Annotated in this window: 16 protein-coding genes and 1 other RNA gene; 5 read left to right on the top strand and 12 right to left on the bottom strand. The window is 65.7% G+C overall.

Going from position 1 to position 19248, the window contains the following annotated elements; genetic code table 11:
- Positions 1-76: 76 nt before the first annotated feature.
- From erpA to rplM, 4 genes are read right to left on the bottom strand one after another with little or no spacing between them, the layout of a single operon-like run.
- On the bottom strand, positions 77-448 hold the full coding sequence (gene erpA, locus CFB43_RS03220) for an iron-sulfur cluster insertion protein ErpA (protein WP_011350956.1): 372 nt from the start codon (positions 446-448) through the stop codon (positions 77-79).
- Positions 449-468: 20 nt separating this feature from the next.
- Positions 469-657 carry a hypothetical protein gene (locus CFB43_RS38290; RefSeq protein ID WP_179254788.1) on the bottom strand — a complete coding sequence of 63 codons (189 nt, stop codon included), beginning with the start codon at positions 655-657 and terminating at the stop codon, positions 469-471.
- A gap of 9 nt (positions 658-666) precedes the next feature.
- Complete coding sequence (rpsI, locus tag CFB43_RS03215; protein WP_011883283.1) at positions 667-1059, bottom strand: 30S ribosomal protein S9; 393 nt, start codon at positions 1057-1059, stop codon at positions 667-669.
- Positions 1060-1070: 11 nt separating this feature from the next.
- A complete protein-coding gene (gene rplM, locus CFB43_RS03210; protein ID WP_009687896.1) occupies positions 1071-1499 on the bottom strand; it encodes a 50S ribosomal protein L13 in 429 nt (142 codons plus the stop codon).
- 311 nt (positions 1500-1810) lie between these two features.
- On the opposite strand from rplM, the gene CFB43_RS03205 reads away from it, so the two are divergent.
- On the top strand, positions 1811-2119 hold the full coding sequence (locus CFB43_RS03205) for a DUF1090 family protein (RefSeq protein ID WP_089494097.1): 309 nt from the start codon (positions 1811-1813) through the stop codon (positions 2117-2119).
- 419 nt (positions 2120-2538) lie between these two features.
- Complete coding sequence (locus CFB43_RS03200; protein WP_172625585.1) at positions 2539-3003, top strand: OsmC family protein; 465 nt, start codon at positions 2539-2541, stop codon at positions 3001-3003.
- Positions 3004-3073: 70 nt separating this feature from the next.
- On the opposite strand, the gene rnpB is transcribed toward CFB43_RS03200, so the two are convergent.
- Both rnpB and pyrC read right to left on the bottom strand, forming a co-directional pair.
- Positions 3074-3485, bottom strand: an RNA gene (gene rnpB / locus CFB43_RS03195) — RNase P RNA component class A.
- Positions 3486-3553: 68 nt separating this feature from the next.
- Positions 3554-4618: a dihydroorotase gene (gene pyrC, locus CFB43_RS03190; protein WP_011350953.1), complete on the bottom strand. Its 1065-nt coding sequence runs from the start codon at positions 4616-4618 to the stop codon at positions 3554-3556.
- A 205-nt stretch (positions 4619-4823) separates the two neighbouring features.
- Between pyrC and CFB43_RS03185 the strand changes: the two genes are divergently transcribed.
- Together CFB43_RS03185 and CFB43_RS03180 are read left to right on the top strand one after the other, a co-directional pair.
- A complete protein-coding gene (locus tag CFB43_RS03185) occupies positions 4824-5735 on the top strand; it encodes a class II glutamine amidotransferase (protein WP_089494096.1) in 912 nt (303 codons plus the stop codon).
- A 636-nt stretch (positions 5736-6371) separates the two neighbouring features.
- Positions 6372-11630, top strand: a complete 5259-nt coding sequence (locus tag CFB43_RS03180; RefSeq protein ID WP_089494095.1) for an autotransporter outer membrane beta-barrel domain-containing protein — start codon at positions 6372-6374, stop codon at positions 11628-11630.
- Between the two features lie 100 nt (positions 11631-11730).
- Here the strand turns inward: CFB43_RS03180 and CFB43_RS03175 are convergent, their stop codons facing one another.
- From CFB43_RS03175 to CFB43_RS03150, 6 genes are all read right to left on the bottom strand, one after another.
- Positions 11731-12456 carry an amino acid ABC transporter ATP-binding protein gene (locus CFB43_RS03175; protein WP_011350949.1) on the bottom strand — a complete coding sequence of 242 codons (726 nt, stop codon included), beginning with the start codon at positions 12454-12456 and terminating at the stop codon, positions 11731-11733.
- The gene (gene gltK, locus CFB43_RS03170; RefSeq protein ID WP_089439233.1) at positions 12453-13130 is read right to left on the bottom strand and encodes a glutamate/aspartate ABC transporter permease GltK; all 678 of its coding nucleotides are present in this window, start codon (positions 13128-13130) and stop codon (positions 12453-12455) included. The genes CFB43_RS03175 and gltK overlap by 4 nt, the downstream gene beginning before the upstream one ends.
- The gene (locus CFB43_RS03165; RefSeq protein WP_089494094.1) at positions 13130-13870 is read right to left on the bottom strand and encodes an amino acid ABC transporter permease; all 741 of its coding nucleotides are present in this window, start codon (positions 13868-13870) and stop codon (positions 13130-13132) included. Before CFB43_RS03165 ends, gltK begins: the two co-directional genes overlap by 1 nt.
- An 84-nt stretch (positions 13871-13954) precedes the next feature.
- Complete coding sequence (locus CFB43_RS03160) at positions 13955-14848, bottom strand: glutamate/aspartate ABC transporter substrate-binding protein (protein WP_179243611.1); 894 nt, start codon at positions 14846-14848, stop codon at positions 13955-13957.
- Positions 14849-15100: 252 nt separating this feature from the next.
- The gene (locus tag CFB43_RS03155) at positions 15101-16387 is read right to left on the bottom strand and encodes a Glu/Leu/Phe/Val family dehydrogenase (RefSeq protein ID WP_011350945.1); all 1287 of its coding nucleotides are present in this window, start codon (positions 16385-16387) and stop codon (positions 15101-15103) included.
- 264 nt (positions 16388-16651) lie between these two features.
- A complete protein-coding gene (locus tag CFB43_RS03150) occupies positions 16652-17605 on the bottom strand; it encodes a LysR substrate-binding domain-containing protein (protein ID WP_089424492.1) in 954 nt (317 codons plus the stop codon).
- 231 nt (positions 17606-17836) lie between these two features.
- Between CFB43_RS03150 and purB the strand changes: the two genes are divergently transcribed.
- The gene (gene purB / locus CFB43_RS03145; protein ID WP_089439230.1) at positions 17837-19225 is read left to right on the top strand and encodes an adenylosuccinate lyase; all 1389 of its coding nucleotides are present in this window, start codon (positions 17837-17839) and stop codon (positions 19223-19225) included.
- The last annotated feature ends 23 nt before the right edge of the window (positions 19226-19248 follow it).

Here is a 19248-nt window from a genome sequence, read left to right as displayed (position 1 = left end):
GGCGCACGGGCATTAAAAAACGGGGCATGAAGCCCCGTTTTTCATTCTGGCGAACCGGATCGGATCTGCCGTGTGCTCAGACCGAGAACGACGAGCCGCACCCGCAGGTGGTGCTCGCGTTCGGGTTCTTGATCACGAACTGGGCGCCGTTGAGGTCGTCCTTGTAGTCGATCTCGGCGCCGACCAGGTACTGGTAGCTCATCGAGTCGATCAGGAGCTGGACGCCGTTCTTGTTCATCACGGTGTCGTCCTCGTTGACTTCCTCGTCGAACGTGAAGCCATACTGGAAGCCGGAGCAGCCGCCGCCCTGCACGAACACGCGCAGCTTCAGGTCGGGATTGCCCTCTTCGTCGATCAGTTGCTTGACCTTGTCGGCTGCGGCGTCGGTGAAGACGAACGGAACCGGCATTTCGGCCGTCGTTGCTGCGGATTCGGTAACAGCGTTCATTGCGAACTCTCCAAAAAGCTTTAGCCGCTATTGTAGGGCCGATCAGAAGATCGTGCTGAAGTCCATGAAATCAATAGGTTCTTGTCGATTTCATCAAACTCGCCCGCGCGGGCCGCGGCAGCACGCGCCTGGAAGCGGACATAAAAAAACCGCCAGCGCGAACGCTGGCGGTTTTTCCGGCGGACGCCGCCCGGGAGCGGCGAGGCCATGAAGCGGAATTAACGCTTCGAGAACTGCTTTGCGCGACGTGCCTTGCGCAGACCAACCTTCTTACGCTCGACTTCACGTGCATCGCGCGTGACGAAGCCTGCGTTCGACAGCGACGGCTTCAGCGTCGCATCGTAGTCGATCAGTGCACGGGTGATGCCGTGGCGCACTGCACCTGCCTGACCCGTTTCGCCGCCGCCGTTGACGTTGACCTTGATGTCGAACGTCTGGCCGTGGTTCGTGAGTTCCAGCGGTTGACGCACGATCATCAGCGACGTTTCGCGCGAGAAGTAGTCAGCGATGGGCTTGCCGTTGACGATGATGTCGCCCTTGCCAGCCTTGATGAAGACACGTGCGACTGCGCTCTTGCGGCGGCCCGTACCGTAGTTCCAGTTACCGATCATGTGGGCTCCCCTTAGATCTCGAGCGCCTTCGGCTGTTGCGCCGAATGCGGATGCGTAGCTTCAGCGTAGACCTTCAGCTTCTTGATCATCGCGTAGCCGAGCGGGCCCTTCGGCAGCATGCCCTTGACCGCTTTCTCGAGCGCGCGGCCCGGGAAGCGTTCTTGCATCTTGCCGAACGTCGTTTCATAGATACCGCCCGGGTAGCCCGAGTGACGGTAGTACTTCTTGTCCAGAGTCTTGTTGCCCGTGACCTTCAACTTGCTCGCGTTGATGATGATGATGAAATCACCAGTGTCGACGTGCGGGGTGAACTCAGGCTTGTGCTTGCCGCGCAGACGGCGTGCCACTTCGCTGGCAACACGGCCGAGAACCTTATCCGTCGCGTCAATCACGTACCATTCGCGCGTCACCTCATGGGCTTTTGCGGAAAACGTCTTCATGATCGATCCAAAAAAATTGCTTTGCCCGATGTGTTCTTCCTGCTTGTCTGTGTGCGCTTCGAGGCGCGGTGCAGGCTCTCCCTGTTCTTTTTCCGTGGGCATGAATGCGGAAAAGCCCTGAATTATAAAGGAAATACGGCAACGCGGTCAAAGGGAATCCACTCCCCGTGTCCACGGCGGCCGAAATGGGCCAAAATCCGTTCGTGCCCCGACAAGCCAGGCGAACCGAGCGCCCGGGGAGGCACCCATCGACGCGCGGCACATGACCCTCCCGCGCCAGACCGGCCGAATCTGGAAAACAACAAACAAGCATGATGAATCAACGACTTACGCCCTTCCTTGCGGCCGCACTGCTGGCCGCCGCGGCGCCTGCCGTCGCCGCCCGCACCGACTGCGAAGCCAAGCTCGACGCACTCGATACCCGCATTACCGAAGCCCGCGCCGCCCATGCCGAGGATCGCGTCGCCCGCCTGCGCGCGGTGCGCGAACGCGTCCGCCACTTCTGCGCACGCGGGCACGGCCACGCGTCGGCCGTCCACGTGCCGGCACCTGATGCACGCTCACCCGGCACGCCGTCCGGCGGCGCGACGTCACAGTCGGACGCAAAGCAGCCTGCGTAACGATGCCGGGATGCCGGGGCGCGCAAGCCGCGCGCCGATGTTTGCATGGGACGAAAAAAAGCCCGAACGGCTGGTTCGGGCTTAATCCACCATAGGAGGAGGGTGGAGGAGACATTCGGAGGTTGCCGCAGCGCGACAACCAATGAGGCTCATTATACGAACGCGTCGCCGACTTCACAAGAAAATTTGCATTGCGAAATCAAACACCATAATGCGGAATATTTCATGTCGCGTTTGAAAATTCCATTTTCCCCTTTGAAATCAATCACCTGATCCCGTCTGGCAGGCTCGAAAACGCCCCGCTTCTAGAGCGAAACCCCTAAATCCGAGCGGGAAGTGGCCGTCGGGCGGGCCGCTCGCGTGGCGCCGGCATTGCGCGTCGTGCAGCGCATCAGCCGTCCGTTGCGCAGCGGGCTACAATGCCGGATCGAATCCGAATCAGGCAACGCTGGAGTGCAAGCATGGAATGCAAAGTAAGCTGGATGGGCCAGGACGGCATGGCGTTTTCCGCAGAGACCGGCAGCGGCCACCTCGTCACGATGGATGGCGCGCCCGAAGGCGGCGGCCACAACCTCGCGCCGCGCCCGATGGAAATGGTGCTGCTCGGCACCGGCGGCTGCACGGCCTATGACGTCGTGCTGATCTTGAAGAAGAGCCGCCAGGAAGTGAGCGGCTGCTCGGTCACGCTGAAGGCCGAGCGCGCGAGCGAAGATCCGAAGGTGTTCACGAAGGTGCACTTCCACTTCACCGTCACCGGGCGCAACCTGAACCCGTCCACGGTCGAACGCGCGATCAACCTGTCGCACGACAAGTATTGCTCCGCGTCGATCATGATCGCGAAGACGGCCGAACTCACGCATTCGTTCGACATCGTCGCCGGCTGAACGCACGGCGAGCGCGCATGAAAAAAGGGCCGGCGCTCCGCGGGGAGACGCCGGCCCTTTCGCATTCGAACCGCAAAGCAGGCCGATAAGCCGGATTCTGTGCACGCTGCGCGCCGAAGCACGCAACGCGTGGCAGCCATTCCTCTAGGCGCGCCATTGCTGACGCGCTCAAGCTTCCTACCCGCAGACGAGACGGGGGCCCCGTCCTGCATCCGAAAATGCGCGCCTGCCTACTTGGAATTGCTCCGGGTGGAGGTTACCGTGCCGGCGAACGTCGCCGTCGCCGCGGTGCGCTCTTACCGCACCGTTTCACCCTTACCTGATCCCGACTTGCGCCGGGCCATCGGCGGTTTGCTTTCTGTTGCCCTGTTCCGCGTGTCGCCACGGATGGCCGTTAGCCATCACCCTGCCCTGTGGAGTCCGGACTTTCCTCGCCCCCGCGCGCCCGAAGGCGGCGAGGCCGCGACTGCCTGGCCTGCTTTGCGACGCGCATTCTAGCACTGCGCGCCGCGGGGCGCATGGGGCCGGGTTCGCGCGACGGCGCGGTAGCTTACGCCAGCTTCCAGCCGATCGTCTCGCCGCCGCGCAGCGGCACGACGGGCGTATCGCCCGCGAAGATCTCGCGCGGCAGTTCCCATGCCTCGCGACGCAGCGTGACCGTCTCGGCGCTGCGCGGCAGCCCGTAGAAATCGGCGCCGAAGAAGCTCGCGAAGCCTTCTAGCTTGTCGAGCGCGCCGGCGGTGTCGAACGCTTCCGCATACAGTTCGAGCGCGTGCAGCGCCGTGTAGCAGCCCGCGCAGCCGCACGCGGTTTCCTTCGCGTCGCGCGCGTGCGGTGCGCTGTCGGTGCCCAGGAAGAAGCGCGGGTTGCCCGACGTCGCGGCCTCGACCAGCGCGACGCGATGCGTCTCGCGTTTCAGCACCGGCAGGCAGTAGTAATGCGGGCGAATCCCGCCGACGAACAGCGCGTTGCGGTTGTACAGCAGGTGATGCGCGGTGATCGTCGCGCCGAGCAGGCCGGGCGCCGCGTCGGCGTCGCGCACGTAGTCGGCCGCGTCCTTCGTCGTGATGTGCTCGAACACGACCTTCAGGCCCGGGAAATCGCGGCGCAGCGGCGTCATCACGCGGTCGATGAAGACCTTCTCGCGGTCGAACAGGTCGATCGACGCATCGGTCACCTCGCCGTGCACGAGCAGCGGCATGCCGGTTTCCTGCATCGCCTCGAGCGTCTTCGCGCATTTCGCGAGATCGGTGACGCCGTGGTCGGAATTCGTCGTCGCGCCCGCCGGATACAGCTTCACGCCGTGCACGAAGCCGCTTTCGCGTGCGCGGCGGATCTCGTCGGGCGGCGTGTTGTCGGTCAGGTACAGCGTCATCAGCGGTTCGAACGTCATTCCGGCCGGCAGCGCGGCCAGGATGCGCTCGCGATAGGCCTGCGCCTGTGCGGTGGTCGTCACCGGCGGCTTCAGGTTCGGCATGACGATCGCGCGGCCGAACTGACGCGCGGTGTGCGGCAGCACGGCGGCCAGCATGTCGCCGTCGCGCAGGTGAAGGTGCCAGTCGTCGGGACGGGCGAGCGAGAGCGTCGCCGGGGAGGAAGCGTTCGAGGCAGTCATAGGAGGCGTCGTGAGGAACGGGCTGGCCATCGGCGGGGCCGGAACGCGCGTGCGCGGGCCGACTGACGGCAAACCGCAACACGGGGCCTTCGGCCGGCGGAATCCGCTTTTTACCGCTCAGGGCTCGGTGATATGCTAGAAGCCGCATTGTACCGGGGTTCGCCCGGTTCGTTACCCCCCGCCTCAGCCTGCCGCCCCAAGTAAAATGTGCCAACTCTTAGGAATGAACTGCGCCGCGCCGACGGACGTCACATTCTCCTTCACAGGTTTCGCGGCCCGGGGCGGGCTCACCGATCACCATGCCGACGGCTGGGGCATCGCGTTCTTCGAAGATAAGGCCTGCCGCCTGTTCATCGATCACCAGGCATCCGCCACGTCGCCGATCGCCGAAATGGTGAAGCGCTACCCGATCAAGTCCAAGAACACGATCGCGCACATCCGCAAGGCGACGCAAGGCCACATCCTGCTCGAGAACAGCCATCCGTTCATGCGCGAGCTGTGGGGCCGGCACTGGATCTTCGCGCACAACGGCGACCTGCAGGACTACGCACCGGACATGGACGGCAGCGTCTACCATCCGGTCGGCACGACCGACAGCGAACAGGCGTTCTGCGTGCTGATGCAGGGGCTGCGTGAAGCGTTCCCCGGCGCGCAGCCGCCGTTGCCCGAACTGTTCGAGCGCGTCGGCGAGCTGACGCGCGGCATCACCGATCACGGCGTGTTCAACTTCCTGATGTCGAACGGCCAGGCGCTGTTCGCGCATTGCTCGACGCGGCTGCACTACCTCGTACGGCGCTGGCCGTTCTCGACCGCGCACCTCGTCGACGAAGATCTGTCGATCGACTTCGCGAAATACACGACGCCCGAGGATCGCGTCGCGGTGATCGCGACGCAGCCGCTCACCGACAACGAAGTCTGGACCGCGTTCGAGCCGGGCGAGCTGATCATGTTCCAGTGCGGCGACGTCGCCGCGCGGATGCGGATCCCGGTGCCGGAACGCGTGCTCGAGAAGTTGCGCAATCCGTCGCTCGACGCGTCGGCATCGGCGCCGCGCGACACGCGCGAGGTGCTCGCCGCCGCCGCCGAAGTCGATTCCGACGACGCGATCGACTTCTGAGCCCGGCGCCCGCGCCCTCTTCCCTTCACGTTTTCGCCGCTGTGCGGCAAGTCGGCGGCGCGCCGCGTCGGATCGCGGCGGTGACTTGGTACGCAGGCGATTCGGCGACGTTCGCTATCGGCGTAAATGGCCCTCCCCGCATCGATCTCCCTTCATCGGGACTAAAGTCCGGCATATCGAAACACTGCCATACCATATTCGTTTGATTTAATTTATTTTCAAACGAAAGAAATTAAAAGGCGAGAACTAATATACTTCGGGCAAGCATATAATCCGGGCGGAGGCATTTTAACGCACCGGTCTGACGTAAAACGTGCGCTACCTTACCGAGCCGGCAATCGCTGACTCACATCGCCAGAATCCGCCCGCCCCTTACCCGATAAGGCTTTCAGTTCGATTCATCACACAATCCTGAAATACCGGATGAAATCGACATGATTGCCGCATTTGTTAGCTTCCCGACAATCCATCGCCCGCACGGCCAATAGACTCCGCCCCATCCTCGGTGTAACGAATTGCGATTCGCGGAGAAACGGCCACGGCCGCCGCCCCCATTACACGCCATTCTCCACCGCGGATTGCGATTTCACTGCGCCATGGTGAAAACCACATCAAAACAAGAGATAGGGGCTTGTCGTGAATCATTCATTTCGATCGATATGGAACGAGGCCACCGGCTGCTGGATTGCGGCCGCGGAAACCGCACGGGCGCGCGGCAAGCGTTCGGGCGGCGCATCCGGCACGAGCCGCCGCGCCGCGCCCGCGGCGACGCACCGGGCATCGCTTCGCATCGCGGCAGTCGGCGCCGCGCTGGCCGCGCTGTCGGCCGGCTCCGCGTATGCATCGACGTGCGGCAGCGGTGCGGCCGTCGCGAGCGGCGGCACCTGCGCGCCCGGCAGTTTCAGCCCGATCGTCAACGACAACCTGGCAGGCTCCGCCACCGTCTCGGGCGGCGACACCGTCGGCGTGTCGGGCGCATGGACCGGCGCCGGCGGCGACCCGGGCTACACGCTTACGCCGATCGGCAGCACGACCATCGTGTCGGGCAACCCGAACCAGCCGCTGCTGTCGCTCGGCGGCAAGACGCGCAGCGTCAGCACACCCGACTCGATCACCGGCACCCACACGTCGGTCGCGACCTACGACTCGTCCGCGGTCGCCGCGTCGACGGCCGGCACGACCGCGGTACCCGTCTACCACGACGTGAACGGCGATCAGTACGTGAACACGCGCATCGGCACCGTCGCCGCCACCGGCGGCACGCTCAACGTGTCGATCGGCAATGCGGCGAACGCGCCCGATGCAGCCGGCAACGCGATCGAGATGGCCGCGAAGCAGACCGACCTGACTTTCGCGGACGGCACGGGCGCCGCGAAAAGCACCGTCACCTGGAACTCACGCAACCAGATCCGGTTCACCACCGGCGACTACCTGGCGGACGGCGGCGCCATCGGCAGCCGCCAGCTCGACGTGCCGGCCTACGCGGGCACCTTCACCGCATTCGACGGCAGCACCTGGAAGGTCACCGACGCCACATCGCTCGCCGCGTACAACGACTTTCTCGTGCGCTCGGTGCAAAGCGGCGCGCTCGGTTCGCAGGCCGCCTACGACAGCGCGTTCAGCCAGGCCGTCACGTTCTCGCAGCAATCCTTCCAGTATCAGAACAACGTGTCCCCGGGCGACAAGAACACGCTGCCGATCGGTTTCCTGTCGGCGATGCACGGTACGGGCGCGAACGCGACACTGCAGATCGGCAAGGACGGCCAGATCGACTTCCGCGGCGTCAACACGATCGACTCGAGCTCGGCCGTCCTCGCGGAAAACGGCGCGCACTTCATCAACGACGGGCGCCTGTCGGGCGACTTCACGCTGGTGCGCCTGCTGAGCGGCGCAAGCGGCGTCAACAACGGCGTGATCTCGTCCGGGTACGCGTCCGGCGACGACTTCGACACGAGCGGCAGCACGCCGCCGAACAACTTCAACTACCACGCGTACACCGAAGGCAACGGCGTATTTGCGAACGGCACGGGCACGTCGTTCGTCAACCACGGCGTGATGAACGTCGGCGCGTGGACGCTCGACGGCAACCGGCCGGACCTGCAGAACTACGCGGTCGCCGTAACAGGCGGTGCGACGGCATCGAACGCCGGCACGATCAACGTCGGCGTCAATGCGACGACGCTCGACAGCCAGGTGATCGGCGGCCTCGTCGATGGCGGCAGCTTCACGAACGAAGCGGGCGGCACGATCACCCTCGGCCGCTCGGCGCAGTACACGCCCGGCGGAACGGCAAGCGACGTCGCACTCGCCGCGCACGCTTACGGCATCCTGCTCGGCAATTCCGGCACCGCGAGCAACCTCGGCACGATCGTGATCGGCTCGCAGACGCAGAACGGCGCCGCGCTGGCGAGCATCGGCTCGGCGTCCGGCACGCTGACCAACGCGGGCGCGATCGTCGTCAACGGCGCGGCGTCCGGCACGCCGCTCGCCAACGTCGGCATGCTCGCGGCCGACACGGCGGCGACCGTGACCAACACCGGCACCATCACGCTGAACGGCGTCAACGGCATCGGCATCATGGTGGTCGGCACCGGTGCGCAGGCAACGTCCGCGCTGTCGAGCGGCACAATCGACGTCGCGGGCGGCCTCGATCCGGCCTCCGGCACGCGCAACTACGGCGTGTGGGCCGAAGGGCCGAGCGCCACGGCCACGCTCAACGGCGCGCTCAACCTGACGGGCGCCGGCGCGATCGGCGTGCATGCACGCTCGGGCGCGACGATCAACGTCGGCGCAAACGCCGTGCCGGCCTTCATGTCGGGCACCAGCCAGATCGGCTTCTACGCGTATGGCGCGGGCTCGAAGATCAACGTCGCCGCGCAGCACCTCAGCGTCGACACCGACGATTCGACGCTGTTCCGCGTCGCGGGCGGCGCAGCCTACACGGGCACGTCGACGGCCGGCGCGCTGACGACCGACGTCAACGGCCAGCGTGCGCACGGCGTGCTCGCGACCGACGCCGGCACCGTGCTGTCGACCGGCAACGCGATCTACAACGTCAACGGTGCGAACGGCATCGCGATCGCGGTCGAAGGCGGCGCGCAAGGCACGATCGACGCGGGCGCGACGATCAACCTGAACGCGGCGGGTGCGGTCGCCGGCGTCGTCGACGGCCAGGCACACGATCTCGCCGGCGCCAATGCCGGCGCACCGGTCGCGACGACGCTCACCAACCACGCCGCCGTCACGTCATCGACGGCCGGCGTGACCGGCTTCGTCGCGCAGAACCTCGGCACGCTCGAGAACCGCGACACGGTGCTGCTGACGGGCGCCGGCTCGACCGGCGTCGTGATCGGCGCGCTCGGCACGGTGAACAACGCGTCGACGATCCGCGTATCCAACGGCACCGGCGCGCTCGTGCAGGGTGCATCGGCGACGCTCGCCAACGCCGGTTCGATCGAAGCCGACGACGGCATCGCGGGCGTCCACCTGACGGGCACCGGCGCATCGGTCGCGCTGTCGGGCGCCGGCACCGTGATCTCGAACGGCAGCGCCGACGGCGTGCTGATCGACTCGACCGTCACGGGCGGCGGGCTCGCGGCCGGCGCGACATCGATCGCGGTCGGCGGCTCGGGCAAGGGGATCGACAACCAGGGGACGAACGCGACGGTCGCGCTGGCCGGCACGCAGATCGGCACGACCGGCAGTGGCGCCGACGGCCTGTCGTCGACGGGGGCCGGCGCGCACATCGCGACCGATGCGGCGACCGTCGTCCGGACCACCGGCGACAACGCGCGTGGCTTCTTCGTGTCGGGGGCGGATTCGACGCTGGCGGCCAACGGTACGACCGTCGCGACGACCGGCGCGGGTTCGGCCGCGATCGTGACGACCGGCGGCGCGACCGCGCTGCTGTCGGGCGCGAAGATCACCACGTCGGGCGCGACGTCCGACGGCCTCGTCGCGCAAAACGGCGGCCGCATCGGCGATACGGGCTCGACGATCGCCAGCGCCGCCGGCACCGGCGCCACCGCCGACAGCGGCGGCGTGCTCGCGTTGACCGGCACGAAGCTCAAAGGCGCGACGGCCGGCGTGCTGACGTCCGATACGCTCGCAAACGGCGCGACGAGCTCGGTGCTCGTCGATGGCGGCAGCGTCACGTCCGCCACCGGGCCGGCCTTCGCCGTGCGCGGCGGCACGGCCGACATCGCCGTGCGCAACGGCACGGTCGTGACGGCCGGCAACGGCACGCTGCTCGACCTGTCGAACGGCAGCCACGCCACCTTCACCGCATCGGCCGTGAATCTGGCCGGCGACATCGTCTCCGACACGTCGAGCACCGGCAACGTGTTCCTCGCGAACGGCACGACGCTGACCGGCAAGATCGATCCGGTCGCACTGACCGTCGACAACACCAGCACGTGGCGCATGACGGGCAGCTCGGTGCTGAGCAGCCTGAACAACGCGGGCCTCGTCGCATTCGCCGCACCGACCGGTTCGCCGACGCTCGCGGGCAGCTACAAGACGCTGACGACCGGCAGCTACGTCGGCAACGGCGGCACGATCGCGCTCAATACGTTCCTCGGCGCCGACGCCTCGCCGACCGATCGGGTGATCGTGAACGGCGGCGCCGCGAGCGGCACGACGGGCCTGAAGATCGCCAACACGGCCGGCACCGGCGCGCAGACGAAGGGCGACGGGATTCCGGTGGTCGTCACGGCCAACGGCGGTACGACCACCGCGTCGGCGTTCCAGCTCGCGGGCCCCGTGCAGGCGGGCGCGTACGAATACCGGCTCTATCGCGGCGGCCAAGGTGACGCGAACGGCTGGTACCTGCGGTCGCAACTCGATCCGTCGGACCCCGGCGACCCGATCCACCCGTCCGGCGGCGGTGACGGCAGCAACAACGGGAATGGCAACGGTGGCACGCTCGCGTATCGCCCTGGCGTGTCGGGCTATGCCCTCACGCCGCTGCTCAACGCCGACTACGGCTTCTCCACGCTCGGCAAGCTGCACGAGCGCGTCGGCGACATCTACACCCTCGAAAAGCAGCAGCCGGGAAATCGCGACGGCGTGTGGGGGCGCATCGGCGGCCAGAGCCTCGACGCGAACGCGGGGCGCTTCGCGGCCGACGAGCGTACGTTCTTCGCGCAGTTCGGCAAGGACTGGACGCTCGACCAGGCGCCGAACGGCGGCAGCACGCATGCGGGCGTGACGGCCAGCATCGGCGTGTCGAACGCGAGCTTCAGCGACATGGCGCGCGCCGATACGGCCAACCTGTCGACGTCGACGGGCTCGGTCGAGATGCACGCGCAGAGCATCGGCGGCTACTGGACCCGGTACCTGTCCGACGGCACGTACTTCGACAGCGTCGGGCAGGTCACGCACTACGGCAACCGCTACCGCGACAGCTATGGCAACGAGGCGTCGCAGAACGGCTTCGGCATCGCACTGTCGCAGGAAGTCGGCAAGCCGTTCGCGATCGGCGCGCTGCCGGTCGCGGTCGAGCCGCAGGCGCAGTTGATGTACCAGTACCTGAAGCTGAACGGGTTCAACGACAACGTCTCGGCGGTATCGGGTACGACGACGAACGCGCTGCGCGGCCGCATCGGCGTGCGCATCTTCCGGCCGAACCTCCAGTCGGATTCGGGCGGCGGCGCCGCCACGCCGTACTTCACGGCCGACGTGCTGCACGACTTCGTGTCGCCGGGCCAGACCGTCGTCGGCGGCACGCCGTTCGCGACGCATCTCGGCCGCACGTGGTACGAACTCGGCGTCGGCGTGACCGCGGGCTTCGGCAAGTCGGGCGAGCTGTACGCGAACGCGAAGATCGCGCGCAACATCGGCGGCGACTACCGGCGCGGCATCGTCGGGCAGGTCGGCTACCGCTACAGCTGGTAACGGCGCTCACCCGCGCAACGGCGGACGAAAAAAAACCGCCCGGCGCTCGGCCGGGCGGTTTTCGTATCGGCGCATCGGCAGCGCCGACGCGCGCGAACGCTCAGTGCAGGATCTTCGCGAGGAAGTCCTTCGCGCGCTCCGATTTCGGATTCGAGAAGAAATCGTCCTTGCGGTCGTCTTCCACGATTGCGCCCTTGTCCATGAAGATCACGCGATGCGCGACCTTCTTCGCGAAGCCCATCTCGTGCGTGACGACCATCATCGTCATCCCTTCCTGCGCGAGTTCGACCATCACGTCGAGCACTTCGTTGATCATCTCGGGATCGAGCGCGGACGTCGGCTCGTCGAACAGCATTGCGATCGGGTCCATCGACAACGCACGCGCGATCGCGACACGCTGCTGCTGGCCGCCCGACAGCTGGCCCGGGAACTTGTGCGCGTGCGCCTTCAGACCGACGCGGTCGAGCAGCTTCATGCCCTTCTCGTTCGCTTCGTCCTTGCCGCGGCCAAGCACCTTGACCTGCGCGAGCGTCAGGTTCTCGGTGATCGACAGGTGCGGGAACAGCTCGAAATGCTGGAACACCATCCCGACCTTCGAGCGCAGCTTCGACAGGTTGGTTTTCTTGTCGCCGACCGACTGGCCGTTCACGAGGATCTCGCCCTGCTGGAACGGCTCCAGGCCGTTGACGGTCTTGATCAGCGTCGACTTGCCCGAGCCCGACGGGCCGCACACGACAACCACTTCACCCTTCTTGACCTCGGTCGTGCAGTCGGTGAGGACCTGAAACTGGCCGTACCACTTCGAAACGTTCTTGATGGAAATCATCTTGTGACCTTTTTCTGGAGACCCTTGACGAGAGCAGACGCCAACGAGCAAATCACGAAATAGCATGCACCGGCGAACAGGACCATCTCGACGGTCGTGCCGTCGCGATCGCCGATGTTGGCCGCCGTGCGGAAGAAGTCCGCGAGACTGATCACGTACACGAGCGACGTATCCTGGAACAGGACGATCGCCTGCGTGAGCAGCAGCGGCACCATCGCGCGGAACGCCTGCGGCAGGATCACGAGGCGCATCGCCTGCGCGTAGTTCATGCCGAGCGCGAACGCGGCGTTCACCTGCCCGCGCGGCACCGCCTGGATGCCGGCGCGGATGATCTCGGAATAATACGCGGCTTCGAACAGCGAGAACGCGACCATCGCCGACGCGAGACGGATGTCGATCGTCGGCGACAACCCGAGCACGCCCTGCAGCAGCTGCGGCACGATCAGGAAGAACCACAGCAGCACCATCACGAGCGGGATCGAGCGGAACACCGTCACGTACGCTTTCGCGAACCACGCGAGCGGCGTCACGCCCGACAGCCGCATCAGCGCGAGCAGCGTGCCCCAGACGATCCCGACCACGATCGCGATCAGCGTAATCTGGAACGTGACGACCGCCCCCGTCCACAGCGTCGGCAGCGCGCCGGGAATACTACTCCAGTCGAACTGATGCATCACTTGCCTCCGATATAGCCGGGCAGCCGCGTACGGCCTTCGATCCAGCGCATGAACGCCATCACGACGAGGTTGATGATCACGTAGGCGAGCGTCACCGCGATGAACGACTCATACGTCTGCGCGGTGTAGTCGACGAGCTGGCGCGCCTGCGCGGACAGGTCGAGCAGGCCGATCGTCGACGCGACGGCGGAGTTCTTGAAGATGTTCAGGAATTCCGACGTGAGCGGCGGCACGATGATCCGGTACGCAACGGGCAGCAGCACGTAGCGGTACGTCTGCCATTGCGTGAAACCCATCGCAAGACCGGCGGCGCGCTGGCCCTTCGGCAGCGCGTTGATCCCCGAGCGCACCTGTTCGCACACGCGCGCGCCCGTGAACAGGCCGAGACAGATGATCGACGCGGTAAAGAACTGCGTGGCGGGCGGCAACTGCTTGATCCAGGTGCCGATCGACGCGGGCAGCAGCTCCGGTATCACGAGATACCAGACGAAGAACTGCACGATCAGCGGAATGTTCCGGAAGATCGACACGTACAGGGTGCCGATCGCGGACAGCCATTTGTTCGGCACGGTGCGCAGCACGCCGAACAGCGAACCGACGATCAGCGCGATGACCCAGGCGACGAGCGACACTTCGATGGTCACCCAGAAGCCGGACATCAGCCATCCGAAATAAGTCGTCGGCTCGCCGGTCGATACGGGGCTCAGGAAGATGCCCCAGTTCCAGTGGTAAGACATGGGCAAGACTCCAGCAAAAAGAGACGGAAGAAGCGGGGCCTCTTCCGTCTCATTAGCGTCATTTCTGCATCAACGGCCGTGCGGTCAGTCGAGCGCCTTGTCGTTCGGGTTCGCGTACAGCTTCTTCATCGAATCGGACAGCGGGAAGTTCAGGTTCAGCCCCTTCGGCGGGATCGGGTTCTCGAACCACTTCGCGTAGATCTTCGCGGCTTCGCCCGACTTCTCGACTTGCGAGATCGCGTCGTCGACGACCTTCTTGAAGTCCGCATCGCCCTTGCGCATCATGCAGCCGTACGCCTCTTCCGATTGCGGCGTGCCGACGATCACCCACTCGCCCGGCTGCTTCGCCTTCGCGCGTTCGCCCGCGAGCAGCGCGTCATCCATCATGAACGCGACCGCGCGGCCCGATTCCAGCGTATTGAACGAATCGCCGTGATCCTTCGCGCTGATGATGTTCATGCCGAGCTGCTTGTCGTTGTTCATCTTGCGCAGCAGGCGCTCCGACGTCGTGCCGGCGGTGGTCACGACCGTCTTGCCCTTCAGGTCGGCGAAATCCTTGACGCCCGAATCCTTCTTCGTCATCAGGCGCGTGCCGATCACGAAGATCGTGTCGGAGAACGCAGCCTGTTGCTGGCGCTCGACGTTGTTGGTGGTCGAGCCGCACTCGATGTCGACCGTGCCGTTCTGCACGAGCGGGATGCGGTTCTGCGACGTGACCGGAATGTTCTTCACCTGCAGGTTCGGCAGGTTCAGCTTCTTCTTCACCGCATCGACCACCTTCAGCTGGAATTCGCGCGAATAGCCGACCACCTGCTGGTTCTGGTCGTAGTAGGAGAACGGAATCGACGATTCGCGGTGCCCCAGCGCGATCACGCCCGTGTCCTTGATCTTCTTCAGCGTGCCCGTCTCCTGAGCATGCGCGCCGCTTGCGAACGCGCAAAGCGCCGCGAACATCAGGACTGCCTTTTGGTATTTCATTTTGGTCATCTCCTTGGCTAAAACCCGCGCCAGTGTATCAAAGTAATATTTTTGAAAGTACTGGTTGTTTACCGCACTGCGCATCGCGCCGCGCGAAGCCTTCCTCCCGGCTTCGCGCGCCCCTTCCGGCGCCCGAATGCGCGCGCGGGCGATGCCGGATTCGGCACCGCCCGCGAGGGTTCATGCACGCAACCGGATGGATTGCGTCATGGATTGATCGTAGTCAACCGATCTGAAATCGGCAACCGCCGATCAGGGGTAGAGGCCGCGCATTTCGCGCGCCATCAGGATGCGCTTGCACGCAACGATGAACGCCGCGGTACGCACCGACACCTTGTGCTCTTCCGCGACCGCCCACACGCCGGAGAACGCTTCGCGCATCACGCGTTCGAGACGGTGGTTGATCTCGTCTTCCGTCCAGAAGAAGCTCGAGAAATCCTGCACCCATTCGAAGTACGACACGGTCACGCCACCCGCGTTCGCGATCACGTCCGGGATCACCAGCACGCCGTTCGCGGTCAGGATGTCGTCCGCCGCCGTCGTCGTCGGGCCGTTCGCGCCTTCGACGATGATCTTCGTGCGGATCTTCCCTGCGTTCTTCTCGGTGATCTGGTTTTCCAGTGCCGCCGGGATCAGGATGTCGGTTTCGACGGTCCAGAACTCGTCATTCGGCATCGGCTCGGCGCCTTCGAAGCCCGCGACGCCGCCCGTGCGTGCGACGTGGTCGAGCAGCTTGTTCGAATCCAGACCGGCCGGCTGGTAGATCGTGCCCGTGTGATCCTGCACCGCGATCACCTTCGCACCGGCTTCCTGGAACAGCTTCGCCGCGATGCCGCCGACGTTGCCGAAGCCCTGCACCGCGATGCGTGCGCCTTCGATCTCGAGGCCCTTCTTCTTCGCCGCTTCGCTGCCGACGACGAACACGCCGCGGCCCGTTGCTTCCTTGCGGCCGAGCGAACCGCCGAGTGCGATCGGCTTGCCGGTCACGACGCCGGTCGACGTCTGGCCCTGGTTCATCGAGTACGTGTCCATCATCCACGCCATCACCTGTTCGTTGGTGTTGACGTCCGGCGCCGGAATATCGGTGTTCGGGCCGATGATGATGCCGATTTCGCTGGTGTAGCGGCGCGTCACGCGCTCGAGCTCACCACGCGACAGCTTGCGCGGGTCGACGCGGATACCGCCCTTCGCGCCGCCGTACGGCACGTTCACGGCCGCGTTCTTGACCGACATCCATGCGGACAGTGCCATCACTTCCGACAGCGTCACGTCCTGGTGGTAACGCACGCCGCCCTTGCCCGGGCCGCGCGACACGTTGTGCTGCACGCGATAGCCTTCGAAGTGCGCGACGGTACCGTTATCGAGCTCGATCGGGCAGTCGACGATCAGGATGCGCTTCGGGCGCTTCAGCGTTTCGAGCCAGCGCGACAGCGAGCCGAGGTACGGCGCGACGCGATCGACTTGCTGAAGATAGTTGCCCCACGGGCCGAGATCGTCGGCGTGCAGGTAGGACGGGATGGACTGCAATTGCGAAGACATGGATGCTCCAACGGTCAACAGGTGCGCACATTGTCGAAAAACCCGTTTTTTTTATCCAATGCCGTTTGCTTATTCGATTATGCGTTTCTTGCATGATCGCGATTATTCGCAAATCTGCGGTCGATTTGCGCAAGAACGCACGCGATCGATCGTGCATCGCGTGCGTGAAAAATCGTGTTTCCTGGTGGCGGGACGGCCGCCGGACAGCCGTCCGACAGGCTTCGCAAGCTCGACGACAGCAGGCTGGCGGTTAACCGCCCACGGTTAACCCGCGGTTTCGCGCAATTCGTCGCGCACGACGTCCCACAGCGCACGCACGAGCTTCTGGCGGGGATCGTCGCCCTGCAGCGCGAGCTTGTCGCAGTACAGCCGGATCTCCATCGTCAGCGTGAACGGGTGCGCGCCGCCGCGCACCGACCGGTCGAGCCGGATCAGGCGGCCGCCCGCGACCGCATCCTCGACCGCACTGTGCGGCAGGAACGCGACCCCGTGGCCCGCGAGCGCCATCGCCTTCAGCCCTTCGGCCATGTCGGTCTCGTAAACGCGATCGAGGAACAGCGGTGTCGTCGCATTCGCGACGATGACTTCCGTCATCCGGCCGAGATACGCGTTCGGCGTATAGGACAGGTACGGCACGCGCGCGTCGGCGGTGCCGGGCAGCGTATAGCGCGGCCGCCCCGCGCGGCCCGGCGCCGAGAACGGGCTGATCGGCTCGCTGCCGAGGATCAGCATGTCGTAGCGCGCCGGGTCGAGCGCGACCGGATGGCTCGGATGGTGGTAGCCCATCACGAGATCGCAGCCGCCCTCGACGAGCGACAACACCGCGTCGTGCACGTTCAGCGCGCGCAGCCGCGTGTGGACCTGGCCCATCTTCGCCTCGATCCGCTGCAGCCAGCGCGGGAAATACGTGAGCGACAGCGTATGCGGCACCGCGAACTCGATCGTCGGCACCGGCGCGCCGACGTGGCCGCGCAGCAGCGTGCGCGCCTCGTGCGCCTGCGACAACATCGTCAGCGCCTGCTCGTAGAAGATCTGCCCGGCCTGCGTGAGCCGCGTCGGATAGACCGAACGATCGATCAGTTCGGTCGCGAGCCATGCCTCGAGCGCCTGGATGCGCCGCGAAAACGCCGGCTGCGACACGTGCCGCAGCTCGGCGGACCGGCTAAAGCTGCGCGTTTCCGCGAGCGAGACGAAGTCTTCGAGCCATTTCAGTTCCATGCAGGCGGGCGCGGCGGGCGGCGGTCGGGAAGAAGCCTGCATTCTACCGGCGGGCGGCCCCGGCCGGCGGTGCGGCGAGCGGCCCGGCGCCCCGCCGCGCACGGGCGCCGGCGCGGTATCGGCACGCGGCAGCGCCCGCCGGCCGCGCGCGGCCGGGATCGTGCCGCGCCGATGGTAAAATGCCGGATTCTCCCTCCCCTCGCTCGACCCGGCCCCAAGGCCCGCCCGATCATGTCCGACACTCGTCCCGATACGCTTTTTGCCCTCACCGCGCTTTCGCCCATCGACGGCCGCTACGCCAGCAAGACCGAAGCGCTGCGCGACTGGCTCTCCGAAGCCGCCTTCATGCGCCACCGCGTCACCGTCGAGGTGCACTGGCTGATCGCGCTGTCGCGCGCCGGCTTCGCGGAAGTCCCGCGCTTCTCCGATGCGTCCGAACAGTTCCTGCTGCAGCTCGCCGAGCGCTTCACCGCGCACGACGCCGCCCGCATCAAGGACATCGAGCGCGTGACGAACCACGACGTGAAGGCCGTCGAATACTGGCTGAAGGAATCGGTGAAGGGCCAGGAAGAACTCGAAAAGGCCAGCGAATTCATCCACTTCGCGTGCACGTCGGAAGACATCAACAACACGTCGCACGGCATGATGCTCGCCGGCGCGCGCGAACACGTGATCCTGCCGGCGCTGCGCACGGTCTACCAGCGCCTCGTCGCACTCGCGCACGCGCACGCCGAGCAGCCGATGCTGTCGCGCACGCACGGCCAGCCGGCCAGCCCGACGACGCTCGGCAAGGAACTCGCGAACGTCGCGGCCCGCCTCGCCCGTGCGATCACGCGCATCGAGAAGGTCGAGATCCTCGGCAAGATGAACGGCGCGGTCGGCAACTTCAACGCGCACCTGTCGGCGTATCCGGAATTCGACTGGGAAGCGTTCTCGCGCGACGTGATCGAGAACCGCCTGAAGCTCACGTTCAACCCGTACACGATCCAGATCGAGCCGCACGACTACATGGCCGAGCTGTTCGACGCCGTGGCGCGCGCGAACACGATCCTGCTCGACCTCGACCGCGACGTGTGGGGCTATATCTCGGTCGGCTACTTCAAGCAGAAGACGAAGGCCGGTGAAATCGGCTCGTCGACGATGCCGCACAAGGTCAACCCGATCGACTTCGAGAACTCGGAAGGCAACCTCGGCCTCGCGAACGCGACGCTGCGCCACCTCGCCGACAAGCTGCCGGTGTCGCGCTGGCAGCGCGACCTGACCGACTCGACGGTGCTGCGCAACATGGGCGTCGCGCTCGGCTACTCGCTGCTCGCGTACGACTCTCTGATCCGCGGCCTCGACAAGCTCGAAGTGAACCCGCAGCGCCTGAACGAAGACCTCGACAACTGCTGGGAAGTGCTCGCCGAGCCGGTGCAGACGGTGATGCGCCGCTACGGCATCGAGAACCCGTACGAGCAGCTGAAGGAACTGACGCGCGGCAAGGGCATCACGCGCGAAGCGCTGCAGGAGTTCGTCGGCACGCTCGCGATCCCGCAAGAGGCGAAGGATCTCCTGCTCGCGATGACGCCGGCGTCGTATATCGGCAAGGCCGTCGAACTCGCGAAGCGGATCGCGTAAGCGCCGCCGTCTGCGCACGTAAA

The sequence above is a fragment of the Burkholderia sp. AU15512 genome, from assembly GCF_002223325.1.
Lineage (GTDB): Bacteria > Pseudomonadota > Gammaproteobacteria > Burkholderiales > Burkholderiaceae > Burkholderia.
Note: the sequence above shows the minus strand (reverse complement) of the source record. Positions and strands in the feature narration are given on the sequence as shown.